Raw genomic sequence first — 20,254 nt, forward strand, 5'->3', positions numbered from 1 at the left:
CTCCGCGCCCGGCCTCATGGGGCGTGCCGGTCAGGGCTCGGCGTCCTCGTCGCCCCAGAACTCATCGTCGTCCTCGTCATCGGCGGCTCCCTCGGTGCGGATGACGGCGGTCAACCGGTCGAGCTGGTCGGCGCTGACCGTGATGAGGCCCGGCTGATCGCCGGCCAGCAGCGTGTAGCCGCCCAGCGGGTCCGCCGCGGCGCCGACGACCGGGGCCTCGTCGGACCGCGGCTCGGGGGCGGTTACGAAGGGGTCGTCGCCGGCGGCGTCGGTCTCGACCTCCTCGGGAGGGGCCACGCGCGGCACCCCGCCGATGGCCTCGCGCACTCGCTCGCCGATGCTGCTGGTGCGCGGATCGTGCTTGCGCGTCTCGGCCATGGGGCTCTCCTTTCCCCGGTCCCCGCGGATGCGGGCACCGACAGGGCCGCATCTCCTGCGGCGACGGACAACAACCCTAACCGGAACGGGTGCGCCGCGCACGGCCGGACACGACGACGGGGCCCGCCCGGGCGGGCCCCGTCGTCGGCCGTTGTCAGTCCTGGTCCTCGACGAGCACCACGTAGAGGGTCCGGGGCCCGTGCACGCCGTCAACGCGGGACAGCTCGATGTCGCTGGTGGCCGAACCGCCCGAGATGAAGGTCAGCGGGTGGCCGGCCTCCACCGAGGGGCGCAGGTCCTGCACCGACTCGGGGACGTCGGAGACCACCTGCGACGCCCTGATCACGCAGACGTGGCGGTCGGGGACCAGGGACAGGGCGCGGCGGCCCTGGTCGGCGGTGTGGTCGAGCACGATCGTGCCGGTGTCGGCGATGCCGGAGGCGGCGGCGGTGACGACGGCATCGGTCCTGTCGAGACTCTCGTGCGGCAGCTGCGGCTCGTCGACACGGACCCCGAAGCCGGCGGCGGCCATGGCGTCCCGCCAGGACTGCTCGAGCCCGGCGGGGACGACGACCGAGTTCTCGGCGCCGGTGGCCCTCAGGCCGGTGACGACGGCCTGGGGCACGCCGGTCGGCTTCGAGCGCACGACGGTGGCGGAGTAGTCGATGACCTTCTGCTCGAAGGTGCCCACGACGTCGTCCATCTCGATGCCCAGGCCGTAGGTCCAGTCGACGGGCTGGTCCTTGACCGGATCCTTCTCGGTGATGTCCACCGTGGCCCGGCGGATGCGGGCGAGGATCTCCTGCTTGGCGTCCATGATCACTCCTCCTCTCCGCGATTGGCCCTCCACCAGTCGCGGAACGTCTGGCTGGGGACGTGGTCGACGTTGCGGTAGTCGAGCCAGCGATTGGCGACCGGCACGGGCAGCGGGCCGATCTTGTGCCTGCCGACGACGCGGCCGGCCGCGCGGGTGGCGTACATCGTCGTCTCCCAGTGCCTGTAGTCGCCGAGAACCCAGGCGGCGACCTTCATGAGGCCCTTCTCGGCGGCCACCTCGACGTCGGTCGAGAACTCCTTGCGCTCGGCGTCGGCGACACGGTTGCGCAGGTGGACGATGATGTCGGTGAACGGGATCTTGACCGGGCAGACCTCGTTGCAGGCCCCGCAGAGGGTGCAGGCGTACGGCATGCCCCGGTCGACCGGGTCGTCGATGCCGCGCAGCTGCGGGGTCAGCGTGATGCCGATCGGGCCGGGGTAGACCGAGCCGTAGGCGTGACCGCCGGCGCGCTCGTAGACCGGGCAGACGTTGATGCAGGACGCGCAGCGGATGCAGCGCAGCACCTCGCGCCCGACCGGGTCGGCGAGCACGTTCGTGCGGCCGTTGTCCATGAAGATCACGTGCTGCTCCTGCGGGCCGTCGTTCGGCGTGACGCCGCTCCACACGGAGTTGTACGGGTTCATGCGCTCACCGGTGGCCGAGCGCGGCAGCAGCTTGAGGAAGATCTCCAGGTCGTCGTAGCTCGGCAGGACCTTCTCGATGCCGACCAGGGAGATCAGCGTGTCGGGAAGGGTCAGGCACATGCGGCCGTTGCCCTCGGACTCGACGATCACCAGTGAACCGGTGTCGGCCAGGACGAAGTTGGCGCCGGAGACGGCGACCTTGGCGCGCAGGAACTTCTCGCGCAGGTGCAGGCGGGCGGCATTGGCCAGTTCGGGCGGGTTGGAGGTGACGTCCTCGGGGCACGGGCGGCCGTAGTTCCTCATCTCGCGCAGGAAGATCTCGCGGACCTCGGCGCGGTTGCGGTGGATGCCGGGTACCACGATGTGGCTGGGGCGGTCGTGTCCGAGCTGCACGATGAGCTCGGCCAGGTCGGTCTCCCAGGCCGCGATGCCCTGCTCCTCGAGGTACTCGTTCAGGTCGGTCTCCTGGGTGGTGATCGACTTGATCTTCACGACCTCCTGGACGCCCTTGGCCTTGGCGATGTCGCCGACGATGCGGTTGGCCTCGGCGGCGTCGCGGGCCCAGTGCACCTGGACGCCGTGGGCGGTGAGGGACTCCTCGGCCTCCTCCAGGTAGCGGTCGAGGTGGCGTCCGACGCGGTTCTTCACCTCGTAGGCGGCCTGACGGATGTCCTCCCAGTCGGGGGTCTCGGTCACGCGCAGGGCGCGCTTGTTGCGGATGGTGGTCGTCGCATTGCGCATGTTCTTGCGCTGGACGACGAGCTTGAGCTCCTTCTTGACCGCCTTGGGGAACTTCGGCTGGCCCAGGAAGGTGCCGCCGTGCTCTGGGGCCGGCGTCAGGCGGGCGACGCCGTAGTTGCCCTCGGTGATGCGGCGCAGTTCGGTGGTCATGACAGTCAGTCCTCCTCTGTGGTGGCCAGGACCTCAACGAGGTGGATCGCCCTCACGCCGGCGTTCTGACGGGAGAGGACGCCGCCGATGCTGAGCAGGCAGGAGTTGTCGTAGCCGACGACGTACTCGGCGCCGGTCTCGCGCACATGGCGGGCCTTGTCGGCGGCCATCGTGGAGCTCATGTCGGAGTTCTTCACGCTGAAGGTGCCGCCGAAGCCGCAGCACTGCTCCCTGGCCGGCAGGTCGACCATCGTCATGCCGCGGACGTTCTCGAGCAGCCGGTAGGGCCGGTCGCCGATCCCGAGCAGCCGCAGGCCGTGGCAACTCGGATGGAAGGTGATCAGATGCGGGAAGTAGGCGCCCACATCGGTGACGCCCAGGACGTCGACGAGGAACTCGCTGATGTCCAGCGAGATCCTGCTGGTGTGCGCGACGTCGCGCGCCAGCCCCCTGTCACCGGCGTGCTCGGCCAGCATGGGGTGCTGATCGCGCACGGCGGTGATGCAGGAGGCCGACGGGGCGACGACGTAGTCGTAGTCGCCGTAGGCCTTCACATAGGACTCCACCATGCCCATCGACTCCTTGAAATAGCCGGTGTTCGTGGTGAGCTGCGCGCAGCAGGTCTGCTCCTTGGGGAAGTGGACCCTGCATCCCAGACGCTCCAGCAGCTTCGTCATGGCGATGCCGGTCTGCGGGAACAGAACGTCGTTGATGCATGTGATGAACACCGCGACGTCCAGACCGGCGCCGGGAAGGCCCGGCGCGCCGGCCCGGGTGCCGGGCGAGGTGGTGGTGGTCATTGAAGAACCTCCGTTGAACATTGGTGGGCGAGAAATCAGCTTCAGGGAAGCAACCAGCTCAGGACCGGAGTGGACATGAGACCGGCGATGATGCACATGAACACGATCAGGACGATCGAGTACTTGAACACCTTGCGCAGGATCGTGGACTCGCCGCCGGCCAGGCCGATGGCGGTGGCCGCAACGGTCAGGGACTGGGGCGAGATCATCTTGCCGACCACACCGCCGGCGGCACCCGAGCCGACGAGCAGGGAGCGCATGCCGTCGAGGCCGAGAGCGTGCGCATTGCCGATCTGCTCTCCGATGCCCGACTGCAGGCCGGAGAACAGGATGTTCGCCGAGGTGTCGGAGCCGGTGACGTAGGTGCCGATCCAGCCGAGGATCGGGGCCAGGAACGGGTAGACCGCGCCCGCGCCGGCGATGAACAGGCCCAGGGCCATCGTCTGACCGGAGTCGCCCATGACGTAGGCGAGGGCCACCACGAGGCCGATGGTGACCAGCGAGAACTTCATCTTCTTGAGGTTGACGAGCAGCTCGCCGAAGACGTCCCTCATCGGGACCCGGTAGATGACGCCGACCAGGAGGGCGACGATGAGCAACAGGAAACCGGGCGTGCTCAGCCACTGCCAGGTGTAGACCTGATGGGAGTTGGCGGCGCCGGTGGTGCTCAGCAGCTCGCCCAGACCGGGCCACCTCATCGCGACATCGGCCTTGGCGAGCAGGCTCTTGACCGAGGGGACGGCCGCGAACCCGAAGATGACGATGACCAGGATGTAGGGCACCAGGGCCATGACGATGCGGCCGGCGGTGAGCCTGTCGCCGCCCTCCTCGGTCCTGGTGACGGGCTCGGTCTCGAGCGCGGCATCCATCGGGATGCCGATGCGCCCGGCGGCCTCGGCACCGCCCCTGGGCTTCCAGAAGCGCAGGAAGACCATGGCCAGGCCGACGGAGACGACGGCGGCGAAGATCTCGGTCAGGTTGTACAGGCCGGTGCCGGCGATGACCCACTTGACGGCGCCGAAGATGAAGCCGACGAACAGGCCGAAGGGCCAGCACTGCTTGACGCCCTGCCTGCCGTCCATGATGCCGAGCATCAGGAAGGGGACGACGAGGCAGAGGATGGCGCAGATGCGAGCGGTCACCGGGGCGACCTGGGAGACCTCGAGACCACCGGTGCGGGCGGCCATCAGCACGGGCAGGCCCACGGCCCCGAAGGCGACCGGCACCGTGTTGGCGACCAGCGCGGTGACGGCGGCGCGCAGCTTGCCGAAGCCGATCGCGATGAGCATGGCCGCCGCGATGGCGACCGGGGCGCCGAAGCCGGCGAGGGCCTCGAGCAGGCCCCCGAAGCAGAAGGCGATGAGGATGCCGAGGACGCGCGGATCGTCGGAGATCAGGAAGAAGGTGCGGCGCAGATCGTCGAAACGACCCGAGATGACCGTGACCTGGTACATCCAGATGGCCGCCAGCAGAATCCAGCCGATCGGGAAGAGGCCGTACAGGAAGCCCTCGACGCTGGAGGAGACGGCCATGCCGATCGGCATGTGGTAGGCCGTGATGGCGATGATGAGGGCCAATGCCCAGGAGGCGAGGCCGGCCCAGTAGGCCTTCCAGCGCAGCGCGCCGAGAGTGACGAGCATGCAGGCGATCGGAATGAGGGCCACGAGGGCGGAAGCCCACTGGTGGCCGAGTGGGTTGGTGCTGGGCGTGAACGCTTCGAGCAGTACCACAAGAATCCCCCGTTCAGTTTCGTTGACGGTGAGTGATGAGAGTCTCTCCACTGAGACGGCCACCATTCTGGGACGACGATAGGTCCTACCAATTGTCGGGGTCAAGAAACCCGCTCTGTCTAGGCATTATTTTGGGACCGTCGCAGCCCGAAACGTGGTGCTGGACTCTGGCGGGGGCTTGACACATCGGCCACAATGGGCCCATGCCCAGGACACGCGGAGCGGGAGTCGGTCTGGACCGGCCCGAGCGCTGCCACGACTGCGCCATCATGCAGGCCAAGGGCATGTCCGGCTTCGACGTGGCCCTGCACCACATCGAGTCCGAGATCCTGGCCGGCAACTACGTGGCCGGCACGCAGCTCCCCCCCGAGCGCGAACTGGCCGCCCGGCTGTCGGTCGGGCGCGGGGCCGTCCGGGAGGCCATCCGCGTCCTGCAGGCCCAGGGCATCGTCGTCTCCGGCACGGGCCCGGGCAACGGCACCCGCATCCGCGCCACCCCGGGCGACGCGCTCGGCCGCATGCTGCGCCTGCAGCTGGCCCTGGACATCACCTCGGTCGAGGACCTGACGGAGACGCGCATCGTCGTCGAGAAGGCGGCCACCGTCACCGCAGCCCGCCGCGGGCCGAACGCGGCGCTGCGCCGCGCCGAGCTGCTCGTGGAGCGGATGGACCACCGGACCGACCCCGACTCGTTCAACGAGCTCGACACCTCGTTCCACATCGCCATCATCGAGGCGAGCGGCAACCACATGCTGTCGATGCTGTCGGCGGCCATCCGCCACACGCTGGCGGGCCCGATCCGCCAGGCCGAGGAGCACCTGAGCGGCTGGGAGCAGGTGCGCCTCGGGCTCGTGACCGAGCACCGCTCGATCCTGGAGGCCCTCAAGGCGCATGACGCGAACCTGGCCTCCGAGCTCGTCGAAGGGCACATCCGCCACTCCTACGAGGTGCTGCTGCCGGCCGGCTCCACCATCAACGCCGACCACACGCACGGCTGAACCCGTCCCGGCCCGGGGCGTCCCCGGAGCGGCGCTCGGTAGACTGCCGATGTGTCCTTCAAGGTGTATGACGAGTCCACCGGCACGACCGTGCCCTTCGCCCCCCTCGTAGAGGGCAGGGTGTCGATCTACCACTGCGGCCTCACCGTGCAGGGCCCGCCGCACCTGGGCCACATCCGCAAGGAGGTCGTCTTCGACGTCCTGCGCCGCTGGTTCGCGGCGAGCGGCTACGACGTGAGGGTCGTCGCCAACATCACCGACATCAACGAGAAGATCTGGGCCAGGGCCGGGGCCGCCGGCATCCAGTGGTACGAGCTGGCCTACGCCGTGGAGCTCGAGCTGCACCGCGCCTACACCGCGCTCGGCTGCATCCCGCCCGACTACGAGCCGCGCGCCACCGGCCACATCCCCGAGATGATCGGGCTCACCAGGCGCCTTATCGACCGCGGCCACGCCTACGCGGCCGACGACGGCTCCGGCGACGTCTACTTCGACGTGCGCAGCTGGCCCGAGTACGGCTCCCTGTCCAACCAGCGCATCGAGGACATGGTCTCCGACGAGTCCGCCGACGAGCGCGGCAAGCACGACCGCCGCGACTTCGCCCTGTGGAAGGGCAGCAAGCCCGGGGAGCCGGCCACCGCCAGCTGGCCCAGCCCGTGGGGCCCCGGGCGCCCCGGCTGGCACCTGGAGTGCTCCGCGATGAGCCTGAAGTACCTCGGCGAGACCTTCGACATCCACGGCGGCGGCATGGACCTGCGCTTCCCGCACCACGAGAACGAGCAGGCCCAGTCCAGGGCGGCCGGCTACGGCTTCGCCCGTTACTGGATGCACAACGCCTTCGTCACGATGGCCGGCGAGAAGATGAGCAAGTCGCTCGGCAACGGCGCGATCGTCACCGAGGTCACCAGGAGGTTCCCGCCGCGCGCCGTGCGCCTCTACCTGGCCCAGCCGCACTACCGCTCCACCATCGAGTACTCCGAGAACTCGCTGGCCGAGGCGACCGCCCAGGTCGAGCGCATCGACTCCTTCCTGAAGCGCGCCGGCGCCGCGGATCCGGTCGAGTTCGCCTTCGGGGACCTGCCCGCGGCCTTCGTCGGGGCCATGGACGACGACCTGGGCACCCCGGGCGCCTTCGCCGTCCTCCACGAGACGATCAAGGCGGGGAACAGGGCCATCGACTCGGCCGACGGCCCAGCGGCCGCCCGGGCCCTGCGCCAGGTGCGCGCCATGCTGCACGTGCTCGGTCTCGACCCGCACGACACCGAGTGGGCCGGCACGGGCGGTGCCGACCCGTCCGTCCTGAACGAGCTCGTGCAACTCGTGCTGGCCCAGCGCCAGGCGGCCCGCGCCCGCAGGGACTACGCCGCGGCGGACCGGATCCGCGACGAGCTCACCAGGATCGGCGTGCGCATCGAGGACACGCCCGACGGGACCCGGTGGAGCGTGAGCGGGTGATGGCGGCGCCCAAGGGATCCGGCGGCAAGGGCCGCCGCAGGCTGGCCGGCCGCGGCCCCACGCCCAGGGCCGAGGACCGCGTCTGGCACAAGGCCCACAAGGCCAGGCAGGAGCGCCCGGCCCATCAGGGCGGCCGCGGCGGAACCGCCCGCCCGGGCGGCCGCAGGACCGGCTCCGACTGGGTCGTCGGCCGCAATCCCGTGCTCGAGGCCCTGCAGTCCGGCCTGCCGGTGCGCCGCGCCTTCGTGGCCGAGGGCGCCGAGCGCGACGACCGGCTGCGCGAGATCTTCAAGTACGCCGCCGGTCACTCGCTGACGCTGCTGCAGGTGCCGCGCACCGAGCTCGACAGGCTCACCGGCGGGGCCGTCCACCAGGGCGTGGCCGTCCAGCTGGCCGAGTTCCAGTACGCCGACCTGGCGGACGCCATGGCCGCGGCGCTCGGCCGCGACGACGACCACGGCCTGCTCGTGGCCTGCGACGGCGTCACCGATCCGCACAATCTCGGGGCCATCGTCCGCTCGGCCGCGGCCTTCGGCGCCGACGCCGTCGTGATCCCCGAGCGCCGCAGCGCCTCGATGACGGCGGCCGGCTGGAAGTCCTCGGCCGGCGCCGCGGCGCGCATCCCGGTCGTCCGGGTGAAGAATCTCAGCCGGGCGCTCGAACAGCTGACCGGCGCCGGCTTCCTCGTGGCGGGCCTGGCCGGCGAGGGCGATGCCGACGTGGCGGGCCTGCCGGGGGCCGAGGGGCCGCTGGTGCTCGTCGTCGGCTCGGAGGGCCGGGGCCTGTCGCGACTGGTGCGCGAGCGCTGCGACGCGCTCGTGTCGGTGCCGGTCACCAACCGGGTCGAGAGCCTCAACGCATCGGTCGCCACGGCGATCGCCCTGTACGAGGTGAGCCGCCGCAGGGGCTGACCGCCCGGAGCCCCGTGGGCCCGCCGGCCCCTTCAGGAGGGGTAGCGTTCGGTCCGGACGAGCAGGCGCCTGGCGAGGAGGAGCAAGGAGGAGCACGATGACCGACAGCTCGGCTGCACCGGTTCCCGGCCCGCACAGGGCGGACAAGGGCGACGCCGGCTACGACAGGGCGCTGAAGAACCGTCACCTGCAGATGATCGCCATCGGCGGCTCCATCGGCACCGGCCTGTTCCTGGGCGCCGGCGGGCGCCTGGCCCAGGGCGGCCCGGGCCTGGCCATCGCCTACGCGATCTGCGGCGTCTTCGCGTTCCTCATGGTCAGGGCCCTCGGCGAGCTGGCCATCCGCCGTCCCTCATCGGGCGCATTCGTCTCGTACGCCCGCGAGTTCCTGAGCGAGAAGGGCGCCTACGTCACCGGCTGGTTCTTCTTCCTGGACTGGGCCGTCACCGTCATGGCCGACATCACGGCCGTCGCGCTCTACCTGCACTACTGGTCGCTGTTCCGATCGATCCCTCAGTGGGTACTGGCGCTCGGCGCGCTGGCGCTCGTCTTCGTGCTCAACATGCTCAGCGTGAAGATGTTCGGCGAGGCGGAGTTCTGGTTCGCCCTCGTCAAGGTGGCGGCCATCATCGCCTTCATGCTCATCGCCGTCTGGGCGATCATCACCAGTGCCCCGGTGGACGGGACGAGCGCCGGCTTCCACAACATCACCGGCAACGGCGGGTTCTTCCCCGAGGGCCTCGCCCCGGTCCTCGCGCTGACACTGGGCGTCATCTTCGCCTTCGGCGGCACCGAGATGGTAGGCGTCGCGGCCGGCGAGGCGGCCGAGGCCAGCAGGATCCTGCCCAGGGCCATCAACTCGATGATCCTGCGCATCTTCGTCTTCTACGTCGGCTCGGTCATCCTCATGGCCCTGGTGCTGCCCTACACCGCGTACTCATCCAACGAGTCGCCGTTCGTCACCTTCTTCAGCGGCATCGGCATCCCGCACGCCGGCGACCTCATCCAGGTCGTCGTGCTCACCGCCGCCCTGAGCTCGCTGAACGCCGGGCTGTACTCGACCGGCCGTACGCTGCGCTCGATGGCGGTCGCCGGCGAGGCCCCGGGCTTCGCCGCCCGCATCAACAGGCACCACGTGCCCTACGGCGGCATCATCATCACCTCGGCCCTGGGCCTGTTCGGGGTCGCCCTGAACGCCTTCCTGGCCGAGGACGCCTTCGAGATCGTCATGAACCTGGCCGGCATCGGCATCGCCGGCACCTGGACCATGATCCTCGTGACGCACCTGAGCCTCCTGCGGAGGGTCCGGGCCGGGCAGGAGGCGCGTCCGGCCTACCGCATGCCCGGCGCGCCGTTCACGAACTACCTGTCGCTGGCCTTCTTCGTCATCGTCGTGGCCTCGAACCTGGTCTCGGCCTCCGGCCGCTGGACGCTGCTGCTGTTCGCCGCCGTGGTCGTCGCGATGGTCATCGGCTGGTTCGTCGTACGCAACAGCATCAGGGCCGATCTTCTCGACACCATGGTCGGATCCGACGGGGAGGGCTGAGCCACGCGCACGCACATCCTGTACACCGGCGGCACGCTCGGCATGGTCGAGACGCCGCGGGGCCTCGCGCCGGGCGCCGACCTGGCCGGCTGGCTCGACCGTCTGCTGGACGGCACCGAGATGGCCGGCACGGTCGGGATGACGAGCTTCGAGCACCTCATCGACTCGTCCAATGCGACGCCGGACGACTGGCGGGCGATCGTCGACGACCTGTGGGCCCACCACGACTCGGCGGATGCCTTCGTGGTCCTGCACGGCACCGACACGATGGCCTACACCTCCGCGGCCCTGTCGTACGCGCTGACGGGCTTCGGCAAGCCCGTCGTGATGACCGGCGCCCAGTACCCGCTGGGCGTCGTCGGCACCGACGCGGCGCCGAACGTGACCGGCGCGCTGCGCGCCGCGACGAGCGGCAGGATCGACGGGGTGGCCGTGTTCTTCGGCCACAAGCTGCTGGCCGGCCCCCGCGCGACGAAGACCTCGTCGTGGGCCTATCAGGGCTTCGACTCCCCCGCCGTGCCGCCGCTGGCGCTGACCGGGGCGCCCTGGCGGTGGACGGCGCCGGCCGGGACGGCCACCGGCTGGGCCGACCCGGAGCCCTACCGGCGCCACGACGTGCTCGTGCTCGACCTGGCCCCCGGCATCACGGCATCGCGCCTGGCCGCGGCATTCGATCCGCTGCCCGAGGCCGTGGTCCTGCGCGCCTTCGGCACCGGCAACGCGCCCAGCGAGGAGCCCGGACTCACCGACGTGCTCGCCGGCGTCATCGCCTCCGGCGTGCCGATCGCCGTCGCGTCCCAGTGCGTGCAGGCCGAGGTGCTGCCCGGCCGCTACGAGGCCGGCTACGCCCTGGCGCGGGCCGGCGCCATCGGCGCCCACGACATGACGCTGGAGGCGCTCTACGCCAAGCTCGTCTTCCTGCTGTGCCAGGGGCTGGACGGGGCGGAGCTGGCCGACGCGATGAGCCGGAACATCGCCGGAGAGCTCACGGCGAACCCTGACCGGCCCCTTGCCCAGTAGCGCGGACCTTCACAGAGCGATAGCTCCCGATGTATCGTTGATTGCGCAATCCGGCCCTCCCGGCACGGGCCGGTCGATGAGAGGAGCCCTCATGTATTCGACTTTCCCCCGGGGCGGGCGCCGCGGCCGCCGCGATGACAGGATGTTCCCCCTCGACGCGATCGAGGAGCAGCTGCGGGGCCTGACCGGCGCCCGTCCCGGGCGCGCCGGGCGCGGCGACGTGCGGGCGGCGGTGCTGGCACTGCTGTCCGAGGAGCCGATGCACGGCTACCAGATCATCCGGGAGATCACCGAGCGCAGTGCCGGCGTGTGGCGGCCGAGCGCCGGCTCGGTGTACCCCACCTTGCAGATGCTGGCCGACGAGGGGCTCGTCGGAGTCTCCGAGCAGGACGGCAAGAAGGTGTACGGCCTCACCGAGGCGGGTCGCAAGGAGGCCGAGGCGGCCGGCGGCCGGCCGGCGCCCTGGAAGACCGCCGCCGAGCAGGACGTGCCCGAGTCGATGGTGCTGCCGAGGGCGACGATGCGCTTGGTGCAGGCCGTCGCCCAGGTGGCCACGAGCGGCACGGCCATCCAGGCCAGAGCCGCCACCGAGGTGATCGACGAGGCGCGCCGTCGGATCTACACCGTCCTCGCCGAGGATTAGGGAGACTGGGGAACGGGCCCGGACCACCCGATGAACCGGCGCCCGTGGAGGTCACATGAGCGGCAGCAGACGTCTTCGGACCCGCTACCGGCGCATCGTGGGCCATTTCGCCCGGCTCATCGCGCAGCTGTGGTTCTTCGACGCGGTCCTGCCGCACCTGGGCCTGCGCGGCCTGGCCGAGCGGGGCCGTGAGGAGCGCCTGCGCAGGTCGGCGGTGCGCTTCCACCAGCTCGCCGCCGACCTGGGCGGCCTCATGATCAAGGTGGGTCAGTTCATGTCGACCCGTCTGGACGTGCTGCCGCCCAGCGTCACCGACGAGCTCTCGGGCCTGCAGGACGAGGCCCCGCCGGTGTCCTTCGACGAGGTGCGCCGGACCGCCGAGGCCGAACTGGGCATGCCCCTGGACGCGGCCTTCGAGGACTTCGAGCCCGAGCCGCTGGCGGCGGCCTCGCTGGGGCAGGCGCATCGGGCGCGGCTGTCGCGCCCGGAGGCCCGCGACGTGGGCTTCCGGGACGTGGTGGTGAAGGTGCAGCGGCCCGACATCGAGCAGGTGACCGGGGTGGACCTGGCGGCCCTGCGCCGCGCGGCCGGCTGGATCGCGCACTACCGGCCGATCTCCGAACGGGCGGACGTGCCCGCGCTCGTCGAGGAGTTCGCCCGCACGACGGCCGAGGAGCTCGACTACCTCAACGAGGCCGGCAATGCGGAGCGGTTCGCCGAGTCGTTCGGCGACAGTCCGCAGGTGGGCTGCCCGACCGTCGTGTGGGAGCGCACCTCGCGGCGCGTGCTCACCCTGTCCGACGTGACGGCCATCAAGATCAGCGACGTGGCGGCCATCGAGGCGGCCGGCATCGACCGCCGGGAGGCCGCCTTCGCCGTGGCCGACGCCTACATCGAGCAGGTCTTCAACCAGGGCTTCTTCCACGCGGACCCCCATCCGGGCAATCTGTTCATCACTCCCCTGCCCAGCGCCCAGGCCGCCGAGGCGGGGCGCGGCTGGCGGGTCACCTTCGTCGACTTCGGGATGATGGGGCGGGTGCCGGACAACCTGCGCGACGAGCTCAAGGAGGTCGTCATCGCGGTGGGGCTGCGCGACAGCCACCGGCTGCTGGGCTGCATGCAGGACCTCGACATGCTGCTGCCCTCGGCGGACCTGGCGCTCATCGAACGCGCGGTGAGTCAGCTCTTCGAGCGCTTCGGAGGCATGAGCCTGGCGGACATGCGCACCGTCGATCCGAAGGAATTCGTGGCCTTCGGCACGCAGTTCCGCGATCTCATGGCCTCGATGCCCTTCCAGCTGCCCGAGAACTTCCTGCTCCTCATCCGCGCGGCCTCGCTGATGAACGGGTTGTGCGTGGCGCTGTACCCCGAGTACAACCTGTGGGACTCGGTGGAGCCCTATGCCCGCAGCCTCGTGGAGGGCACGCCCGGCTCGCGGCTGGAGGTGGCGATCGAGGAGTCGAGATCGCTGGCCTCGCTCGTCGTCGGGCTGCCGCAGCGCATCGACCGGGTGCTCACGATGGTCGAGCGGGGCCAGCTCAGCGCGCAGACGCCGGATGCGGTGCGCGAGCTCCGCCGCCTCGAGCGGGCCCGGACCCGGGCGACGGCCGCCGTGGTGTTCGCCGCGCTGCTGATCGGGGGCGCCGTGCTGCGCGGCGGCGAACCGCTGTGGGGCACGACGATGATGGCCGTCTCGCTGCTCCCGCTGGGCAGGGCGCTGTTCGGCGGACGGGGAGCACTGCGCTGAGCCGGGGGCCCAGAGATCCCGAACACCGTTCCGGGGTGCTGCGGCCCGGCGCCGATGCCTCCCCGGCCCCGATCGCCGGCGGGGTCGAGGCCCTTCGGCCGCCGTTCGTCCGCCGCGCGCTGCGGGCGTGCGCGTCAAGGTCGTCGCCGATCGGGTGGCCGCCGGCCTCCCGCCGGGCGCTCGGCGAGGCCGGCCGGACTAGCCGGTGATCCTCGTCGGCACGTAGGTCTTCAGGCCTTCGAGGACGTGGGCCATCTGGTCCTCGTCGAGCGTCTTGACCGGCAGACCGGTGGCCGCGGCGCGCAGCTGGATCTCGCAGACGTACTCCAGGTAGGGCAGCAGCGAGAAGGCCTTCTCCAGGCTCGGGCCGATGGTGATGGCGCCGTGGTTCGACATGAGCGCGCCCAGGCGGCCCTGCAGGGCGGCGCAGACGTTCCCCGCCAGCTCGTCGGTGCCGAAGCGGGCGTACGGTGCGACGCGGATCGGGCCGCCGAACATGCCCGAGTAGTAGTGCGAGCACGGCACCTCGTCGACGACCAGGCCGAGCGCGGTGGAGGCCGGGGCGTGGTTGTGCGTGATGGCCTGCGCCCCGGTGCCCCTGTAGACGGCCAGGTGCAGCGGCAGTTCGCTGGAAGGCCTCAGCTGCGCGTCGACGGGGCGGCCGTCCATGTCGTGCACGCCGATCATCCCGGGCGCGAGGTCCTGGTACTCGACGGCGGACGGCGAGACGACGACCCGGTCGCCCACCCGCACCGAGACGTTGCCGGCGGTCCCGACGACCAGCCCCAGCCGCTGCATCCGCTGGCAGGTCCGGATGACGGCACGGCGCTCTTCCTCGAGGATCATGTTCGTTCCTTTCCTCGGATCAGTCCAGCTGATCCCTGTTGGGGGCAACGAGTTGGTTGCCCAGCAGACGGGTGAACGCCTCGAAGTCCTTGACCCGTTTCAGCTCGGAGAAGAGCTGCGGGTCGTAGAGGAGGCTGATGAGTGGCTGGTAGAACCGGATGAACTCGTCGTAGTCGTCGCCGTTGATGGCGAGCATGAAGACGAGACTCACCTCCGCGGTCTCCCACGGTATGGGCGCCGCCGGGACGAGCACGGCGACCTTCGTCTCGTTCGCCATGAAATCCATGGAATGCGGCAGCGCGAACCTGCGCGCGAAGGCCGTCGGCGAATACGTCTCGCGCAGCAGGACGCTGTCCTCGAACTCATCGGGAACGCACTGCTTGGCGTGCAGGGCGTCCGAGAGGAAATGGATCGTGCTGGCCGCATCGGGGAACGAGCGGCCGATGAAGAAGAGATCGGGGTCGAGGAACCTCGAGATGGTCGCGGCCATGCGCGTGCGCATCTTCATGGAGAGCTCGCGCAGGATCGCGGCGTCGATCGCCGTGCAGTCGATCTGCGACAGCACGGCGCTGATCCGCACGCTCGGGTGCACGCCGGGGGCCTCGTCGGTCGCGGTGATGACCAGGTCGCACTCGATGTCGTCGGCCTCGCGGTTGCCCGTCACGATGTCGACGACCCGCAGTCGGCCGGAGAAGCGCTCGACGAGCTCGGCCAGCAGCCAGTCCTGGAGCGCGTGGTAGCGGGGGCAGACGACCACCGCCGAGACGGTGCGCTCGTCGGTCGCGGGCTGGGCGGTGTGCAGGCCCAGGTAGATGACCAGCAGGCCGATCTCGTCGTCGGAGAAGCTGATGGACAGCATCCTGGAGAGCTTGTCGGCCAGCCAGACGGCCACGTCGTAGAGGAACGGCGAACGGGCGCGCAGCGACTCCTGCAGGCTGTTGCGGAAGTAGGGCAGTTTGCGGGGTCGGGCCACCAGGCGCAGCACGTGATCGCAGATGCTGCGGTGGAGCCTGGCGTAGTCGCTGCAGAGGTTGAAGTGCGCGATCGTCTCGTCCAGGCAGACGCGGATGGCCTCGGCGGCACCGTTCTCGTCGAAGGGCCGCCCGGCCCCGGCCGAGCCCGCCCCGTGGTCGAGGGCGAGGCTGACGAGGGTGCGTACGTACTCGCGGTCGGCCGGCGCGAAGATCCTCGCCGGGTAGACCCTCTCGAGCCTGGCCAGCAGCCTGGCGGCCAGCCCGTCGACGCCGGGGCCGCCGCCGGCGCGCGGGACCTGCGAGGCGTCCGGCGGGCTGTCGAAGCGCTGCAGGCATATCGCCAGGCTGACGACGGTGTTCGACAGCTGGATGTCGTTGATGTCGGCCCCGGTCTCCTCGACGGCGGAGCGCAGCTGCATCGCCACGACCGCCGGGTCGACGTCGGGCAGGTAGCGGCTCATCTTCTCGGCGCGGCCGACGGTGACGTCCATCGCGTTGTGGACCAGCTCGCCGAGCAGCCGGCGCAGGTCGAGCTCGTCACCGGTCAACTCGACGGCGGCACCCGCGGTCCTGAGCTCGAGCCCGTACTCGGCCGTCTTGGGGACCAGGCGCTGGAGCGCGGCCCTGGTCACCGACTCGCTGAGATAGCAGTCGCGCATGATGTCGTAGACATCGGTCGACGGGGAGCCGAACAGGTACAGCAGGATGCGCTCCTGGTGCCCGAGTTCCGTGCCCAGCTGAGAATTCCTGGCGACCAGGTCGTAATAGACGGGGCGGTTCAGCGCGTAGCCCTTCGGGGTCGCCTCGATGACGTCCGCCTTGGCCATCCCGTTGATTCTGGAGATGTCGTAGCGCAGCGTCCGGACGCTGACCCCCAGCAGATCCGCCAGCTCGCGCCCCGTGATCACATGGTCCAGCTCGCTGAGCAACTCGACGAGCAGCGACTGGCGCTCGGAGAAAAGGATCAACTCTGACACCTCCCGGCACACAACAGTAGCGGCGCGCGCCACCGGCCCGACACGCGATTCTTGCCGGCCGGTTGGGAACAGCGGCCTGCCGCGGGGGCGGCAACCGGCCGTTGCACCGCACGCGGCAGAAACGAGTGTGCGCTGTCGCCGCCGGGACGCAAGACTCGGGCCCACCGCGACGGGACGCGGAGCGCATCACCGGCAGTCCCGTCGGGCAGCGACGAGGCGTCGAAGGAGTCCATCGATGAGTGACACCGACATGATGAATGCGGCCGTCATGCACGGCCCGAACGACGTCCGGTTCGAGGAGGTGCCCAGGCCGGAGTGCCCCGCCGGCGGTTTCGTCCTCAAGGTGGACGCCGTCGGCCTGTGCGGCTCGGACATCAGGAATCTGACGACCGACTCCCGCCGGGGCGACTACCCGTTCATCTACGGCCACGAGGTCGTCGGCACCGTCGCCGAGGTGTCCCCCGGTGTCAGCGGCTACGAGGTCGGCCGGCGCATCTACGTCTACCCCGAGGCCCACTGCCTCAAGTGCGAGTACTGCCGCGCCGGGCACCACGAGCACTGCACGGACGTCGAGTCGTACACCAGGCGCCCCGGCGGCTTCGCCCAGTACATCGCCTACACGGCCAAACGGGTGGAGCGCGGCGCCGCCTTCCCCCTGCCCGCCGGCACCGACCCGGTGCGCGCGAGCCTGGCCGAACCGCTGTCGAGCACCTACGCCTGCGTCGAGAACATCGGCGTAGGACTCGGCGACACCGTGGCGGTCCTCGGCGCCGGCCCGATCGGCGTCTTCCTGTCGGTCCTGTCGAAGATGCGCGGCGCCTCGAAGGTCATCCTCATCGACGTCAACCAGGACCGGCTCGACAAGTCGGCGCCCTTCGGCATCGACCACCGCATCAATTCGGGCTCGACCGACCCGGTCGAGGAGGTCCGGCGCCTCACCGGCGGGCTGGGCGCCGACAAGGCGATCTCCGCCAATCCCACGACCACCGGCCAGCAGCAGGCGCTGGCCATGACCCGGCCCTGCGGGACCGCCGTCCTCTTCGGCGGCGTCCCCAGGGGCGCCCTGACCGAGATCGACTCGAACGCCGTCCACTACAACAGCCTGTGGATCTACGGCCACTACGGCGCGAACAGCATGCAGGTGCAGCGCGCCTTCGAGCTCGCCATCGACCCGGCGTTCCCGGCCGACGAGATCATCACCCACGTCCTCCCCCTGAGCAGCATCAACGAAGCGATCGACCTGACCCGCACAGGGGAGGCTCTCAAGGTCGTCCTGCTTCCCAACTCCGAGGAGAAGTCATGAGCAAGGAAGTCAAGATCCTGATCGCCTGCGGCAGCGGCATCGCCACCAGCACCGTGGCCCAGGAGAAGGTCAAGAAGATCCTGGCCGGAGCCGGCATCCCCGCCAAGATAACGAAGGGCACCGTCTCGCAGGTGGCGTCCCTGGCGGGCTCCGTGGACGTCGTCATGGTGACCACGAAGTACCCCAAGCAGATCGACAAGCCCGTCGTGCAGGTCTTCGGCCTCATCTCGGGCATCAACGAGGCCAAGGTCGCGCAGGAGGTCATCGACGCCTGCCGCGCCGTCCTCGACGCCTGAACCGGCCCCTTTCCAACGTCCTGATCACACCGAAGGAGAACAACCATGCTCAGCGTTGTCCAAGGGATCATGAACATCGGCGCAGCAGTGATGCTCCCGATCGTCATGTGCATTCTCTGCCTCATCTTCCGCATGGGCATCGGCAAGTCGATCCGCGCCGGTCTGATGATCGGCATCGGCTTCTCGGGCCTGGTCATGGTCATCACCGCCCTGATGGCCACGGTCGACCCGGCCATCCAGTACTACAAGGGGCGCCAGGGAGGCGGCTTCACCACGGTCGACGTCGGCTGGGCGGCGGTCGGCGCGGCCTCCTGGGCGGCCCCGTTCGCGGCGCCCGCCGTGCTCATCATCGTGGTCATCAACATCATCATGATCGCGCTGAAGTGGACCAACGTGCTCAACGTCGACATCTGGAACTACATCCACTTCCTGATCCCGGGCTCGCTCGCCTACGCCCTGACCGGCAACATCTGGCTCGGCCTGGCCATCGTCATCGTCCTGGGCGTCGTCACGCTGTTCATCGCCCAGCTCGTCGCCCCGCGCTGGCAGGACTACTACGGCATCGAGGGCACGACCTGCTCGACCCTGTCGTTCATCTCGTTCGCATGGCCGGTCGGCATCGTCTTCAACAAGCTCATCGACCGCATCCCCGGCCTGAGGAGGATCGACATCTCGATGGAGAAGGTCGGCGAGAAGCTCGGCTTCTTCGGCGACCCCGCCTTCATCGGCGTCATCGTCGGCGTCTTCCTCGGCCTGCTGACCCATCAGAGCTGGCAGGGCGTGCTCACCATGGGCATCGGCATCGCCACCGCGCTCGTCCTGCTGCCACGCATGGTCTCGGTCATGATGGAGGGCCTGAGCACCGTCGGCGAGGGCTCGCAGGCCTTCATGAAGCGCCGCCTCGGCGAGGACCGCGAGCTCAACATCGGCATGGACGTGGCCCTCGCCCTCGGCGATCCGACAGCCATCACCACCACCGTGCTCATGATCCCGCTGTCGATCGTGTTCGCCTTCATCATCCCGGGCATGACCTACTTCCCGGTGGGCGTGCTGACCGTCATCGTCTACATGATCCCGATGATCGCGCTTGCCAGCAGGGGGAACCTGTTCCGCACGCTGATCATCAGCGCCATCTTCCTGTTCTTCGTCGAATGGCTGGCGAACATCTTCGCCCCGGAGGCCACCGCCATGATGACCACGATGGGTGTGCACGTGGACGGCATGGTCACCGATGCCTTCTTCGGCTACAACCTGCCGAACATCATCATCGAGACGATTCATCACATCTTCGGCTGAGGACCACCGGCCCGGGGAGGGGCGCCCCTCCCCGCTCCCCGGGAACGGTCACGAACAAGCCCATCCGACATCGAGACGAAGGATCCCATCATCGTGACCACCCTGATCCCCCCAGAACTCGTTCACGTGGGCCTGTCGGCCGCCGACCGGGAGGAGCTCTTCACGACAATGGCCGCGCGCCTGGAGGGTCTCGGCCATGTGCGCGGCACCTTCCTGCAGGGGTTGCTGGTCCGCGAGAGCAGGTTCCCCACCGGACTGCCCATCAACGGCGGGGTCGCCATTCCCCACACCGACCCCGAGCACGTGCTCTCCAGCTGCATCTCCATCGCAACCCTGGCCCGGCCGGTCATGTTCGGACAGATGGGCGGCGAGGACGAGACGATTCCCGTGAGGCTGGTCCTCATGCTGGCGCTGCGGGGCTCCGACGACCACCTGGCGGTGCTCAAGAAGATGATGACGAGCCTGCAGGACGGCGCATTCGTCGGCGCCCTGCTGGCGTCGGCCTCGGCCGAGGACATCGCCGCCAGGGCCCGGGCCGCTCTGGAGCCGTGAACCGGCTCCGCCCTCCCGTCGTATCGCGCCGGGAGGATTGTGCAAAATTATTCCTGAAGAATTCTGGTGCAGTGATTGCTGGGGTGGTTTCGGAGCTTGCGGGGAGCCGCCACCGCGTTGATCCAGGAATCCGTTGTACAAGACATGCGAGGACCTGCCCCGAGATTGTCGAGTATCGCTGACCGATCGTCTCGACGGCAGGCCCCTCACCGCGCCCCGACACCCTGACAGGAACCATCACCAATCAGATCCAGATCAAGGATCTCGCACAACTCCGTTGAACCAGTTGACGCCAATCACAGCGACGTCATCATGTCTCTCGAGCATCTCATCATGCCTCATTCAAAGATTCTGGAGTGCTATAGATTTTGTGGATATGGCCGTCATGAAACAAAACCGTATTCTTGATGGATTTCTGGTCTTGTTCCGG

At 69.5% G+C, this 20,254-nt stretch carries 18 protein-coding genes; 11 read left to right on the forward strand and 7 right to left on the reverse strand.

The window, feature by feature from the left end; translation table 11 throughout:
• Positions 1-30: 30 nt before the first annotated feature.
• From R2N01_RS05155 to R2N01_RS05175, 5 genes are all read right to left on the reverse strand, one after another.
• Entirely contained in the window at positions 31-378 is a 348-nt protein-coding gene (locus R2N01_RS05155; RefSeq protein ID WP_316669136.1) for a hypothetical protein, read from the reverse strand.
• A gap of 154 nt (positions 379-532) precedes the next feature.
• Positions 533-1,195, reverse strand: coding sequence for a lactate utilization protein C (locus R2N01_RS05160; RefSeq protein ID WP_316669138.1), 663 nt, complete (start codon positions 1,193-1,195; stop codon positions 533-535).
• 2 nt (positions 1,196-1,197) lie between these two features.
• Entirely contained in the window at positions 1,198-2,730 is a 1,533-nt protein-coding gene (locus R2N01_RS05165) for a LutB/LldF family L-lactate oxidation iron-sulfur protein (protein WP_316669140.1), read from the reverse strand.
• 5 nt (positions 2,731-2,735) lie between these two features.
• Positions 2,736-3,530, reverse strand: a complete 795-nt coding sequence (locus R2N01_RS05170; RefSeq protein ID WP_316669142.1) for a (Fe-S)-binding protein — start codon at positions 3,528-3,530, stop codon at positions 2,736-2,738.
• Positions 3,531-3,571: 41 nt separating this feature from the next.
• Entirely contained in the window at positions 3,572-5,260 is a 1,689-nt protein-coding gene (locus R2N01_RS05175) for an L-lactate permease (protein WP_316669145.1), read from the reverse strand.
• Between the two features lie 305 nt (positions 5,261-5,565).
• On the opposite strand from R2N01_RS05175, the gene R2N01_RS05180 reads away from it, so the two are divergent.
• The 7 genes from R2N01_RS05180 to R2N01_RS05210 all read left to right on the forward strand — a co-directional run bounded on the left by R2N01_RS05180 (position 5,566) and on the right by R2N01_RS05210 (position 13,580).
• A complete protein-coding gene (locus R2N01_RS05180) occupies positions 5,566-6,258 on the forward strand; it encodes a FadR/GntR family transcriptional regulator (protein WP_399553239.1) in 693 nt (230 codons plus the stop codon).
• Between the two features lie 51 nt (positions 6,259-6,309).
• Positions 6,310-7,713, forward strand: a complete 1,404-nt coding sequence (gene cysS / locus R2N01_RS05185) for a cysteine--tRNA ligase (protein WP_316669149.1) — start codon at positions 6,310-6,312, stop codon at positions 7,711-7,713.
• Positions 7,713-8,624, forward strand: a complete 912-nt coding sequence (rlmB, locus tag R2N01_RS05190; protein WP_316669150.1) for a 23S rRNA (guanosine(2251)-2'-O)-methyltransferase RlmB — start codon at positions 7,713-7,715, stop codon at positions 8,622-8,624. Before cysS ends, rlmB begins: the two co-directional genes overlap by 1 nt.
• Positions 8,625-8,721: 97 nt before the next feature.
• Positions 8,722-10,170, forward strand: a complete 1,449-nt coding sequence (locus R2N01_RS05195; RefSeq protein WP_316669153.1) for an amino acid permease — start codon at positions 8,722-8,724, stop codon at positions 10,168-10,170.
• A 15-nt stretch (positions 10,171-10,185) separates the two neighbouring features.
• Positions 10,186-11,190 carry an asparaginase gene (locus R2N01_RS05200; RefSeq protein WP_316669170.1) on the forward strand — a complete coding sequence of 335 codons (1,005 nt, stop codon included), beginning with the start codon at positions 10,186-10,188 and terminating at the stop codon, positions 11,188-11,190.
• Positions 11,191-11,281: 91 nt separating this feature from the next.
• A complete protein-coding gene (locus tag R2N01_RS05205; RefSeq protein ID WP_316669155.1) occupies positions 11,282-11,833 on the forward strand; it encodes a PadR family transcriptional regulator in 552 nt (183 codons plus the stop codon).
• Between the two features lie 55 nt (positions 11,834-11,888).
• On the forward strand, positions 11,889-13,580 hold the full coding sequence (locus tag R2N01_RS05210) for an AarF/UbiB family protein (protein ID WP_316669157.1): 1,692 nt from the start codon (positions 11,889-11,891) through the stop codon (positions 13,578-13,580).
• Between the two features lie 198 nt (positions 13,581-13,778).
• On the opposite strand, the gene R2N01_RS05215 is transcribed toward R2N01_RS05210, so the two are convergent.
• Positions 13,779-14,426, reverse strand: coding sequence for a class II aldolase/adducin family protein (locus tag R2N01_RS05215; RefSeq protein ID WP_316669159.1), 648 nt, complete (start codon positions 14,424-14,426; stop codon positions 13,779-13,781).
• Positions 14,427-14,445: 19 nt separating this feature from the next.
• Complete coding sequence (locus R2N01_RS05220) at positions 14,446-16,368, reverse strand: PTS sugar transporter subunit IIA (RefSeq protein WP_316669160.1); 1,923 nt, start codon at positions 16,366-16,368, stop codon at positions 14,446-14,448.
• Between the two features lie 244 nt (positions 16,369-16,612).
• On the opposite strand from R2N01_RS05220, the gene R2N01_RS05225 reads away from it, so the two are divergent.
• The 4 genes from R2N01_RS05225 to R2N01_RS05240 all read left to right on the forward strand — a co-directional run bounded on the left by R2N01_RS05225 (position 16,613) and on the right by R2N01_RS05240 (position 19,824).
• A complete protein-coding gene (locus R2N01_RS05225; protein ID WP_316669161.1) occupies positions 16,613-17,680 on the forward strand; it encodes an alcohol dehydrogenase catalytic domain-containing protein in 1,068 nt (355 codons plus the stop codon).
• Complete coding sequence (locus tag R2N01_RS05230) at positions 17,677-17,976, forward strand: PTS sugar transporter subunit IIB (protein WP_316669164.1); 300 nt, start codon at positions 17,677-17,679, stop codon at positions 17,974-17,976. Before R2N01_RS05225 ends, R2N01_RS05230 begins: the two co-directional genes overlap by 4 nt.
• A 45-nt stretch (positions 17,977-18,021) precedes the next feature.
• On the forward strand, positions 18,022-19,272 hold the full coding sequence (locus tag R2N01_RS05235; RefSeq protein ID WP_316669166.1) for a PTS transporter subunit IIC: 1,251 nt from the start codon (positions 18,022-18,024) through the stop codon (positions 19,270-19,272).
• Positions 19,273-19,365: 93 nt separating this feature from the next.
• Positions 19,366-19,824: a PTS sugar transporter subunit IIA gene (locus R2N01_RS05240; RefSeq protein WP_316669168.1), complete on the forward strand. Its 459-nt coding sequence runs from the start codon at positions 19,366-19,368 to the stop codon at positions 19,822-19,824.
• Positions 19,825-20,254 lie beyond the last annotated feature (430 nt).

It is taken from the genome of uncultured Propionibacterium sp., from assembly GCF_963539965.1.
Lineage (GTDB): Bacteria > Actinomycetota > Actinomycetes > Propionibacteriales > Propionibacteriaceae > Propionibacterium.

Bases quoted from the DNA above. Each gene is read 5' to 3' on its own strand.
- R2N01_RS05155 (WP_316669136.1), bottom strand. From the start codon at position 378: ATGGCCGAGACGCGCAAGCACGATCCGCGCACCAGCAGCATCGGCGAG.
- R2N01_RS05160 (WP_316669138.1), bottom strand. From the start codon at position 1,195: ATGGACGCCAAGCAGGAGATCCTCGCCCGCATCCGCCGGGCCACGGTG.
- R2N01_RS05165 (WP_316669140.1), bottom strand. From the start codon at position 2,730: ATGACCACCGAACTGCGCCGCATCACCGAGGGCAACTACGGCGTCGCC.
- R2N01_RS05170 (WP_316669142.1), bottom strand. From the start codon at position 3,530: ATGACCACCACCACCTCGCCCGGCACCCGGGCCGGCGCGCCGGGCCTT.
- rlmB (WP_316669150.1), top strand. From the start codon at position 7,713: ATGGCGGCGCCCAAGGGATCCGGCGGCAAGGGCCGCCGCAGGCTGGCC.
- R2N01_RS05195 (WP_316669153.1), top strand. From the start codon at position 8,722: ATGACCGACAGCTCGGCTGCACCGGTTCCCGGCCCGCACAGGGCGGAC.
- R2N01_RS05205 (WP_316669155.1), top strand. From the start codon at position 11,282: ATGTATTCGACTTTCCCCCGGGGCGGGCGCCGCGGCCGCCGCGATGAC.
- R2N01_RS05210 (WP_316669157.1), top strand. From the start codon at position 11,889: ATGAGCGGCAGCAGACGTCTTCGGACCCGCTACCGGCGCATCGTGGGC.
- R2N01_RS05215 (WP_316669159.1), bottom strand. From the start codon at position 14,426: ATGATCCTCGAGGAAGAGCGCCGTGCCGTCATCCGGACCTGCCAGCGG.
- R2N01_RS05225 (WP_316669161.1), top strand. From the start codon at position 16,613: ATGAGTGACACCGACATGATGAATGCGGCCGTCATGCACGGCCCGAAC.
- R2N01_RS05230 (WP_316669164.1), top strand. From the start codon at position 17,677: ATGAGCAAGGAAGTCAAGATCCTGATCGCCTGCGGCAGCGGCATCGCC.
- R2N01_RS05235 (WP_316669166.1), top strand. From the start codon at position 18,022: ATGCTCAGCGTTGTCCAAGGGATCATGAACATCGGCGCAGCAGTGATG.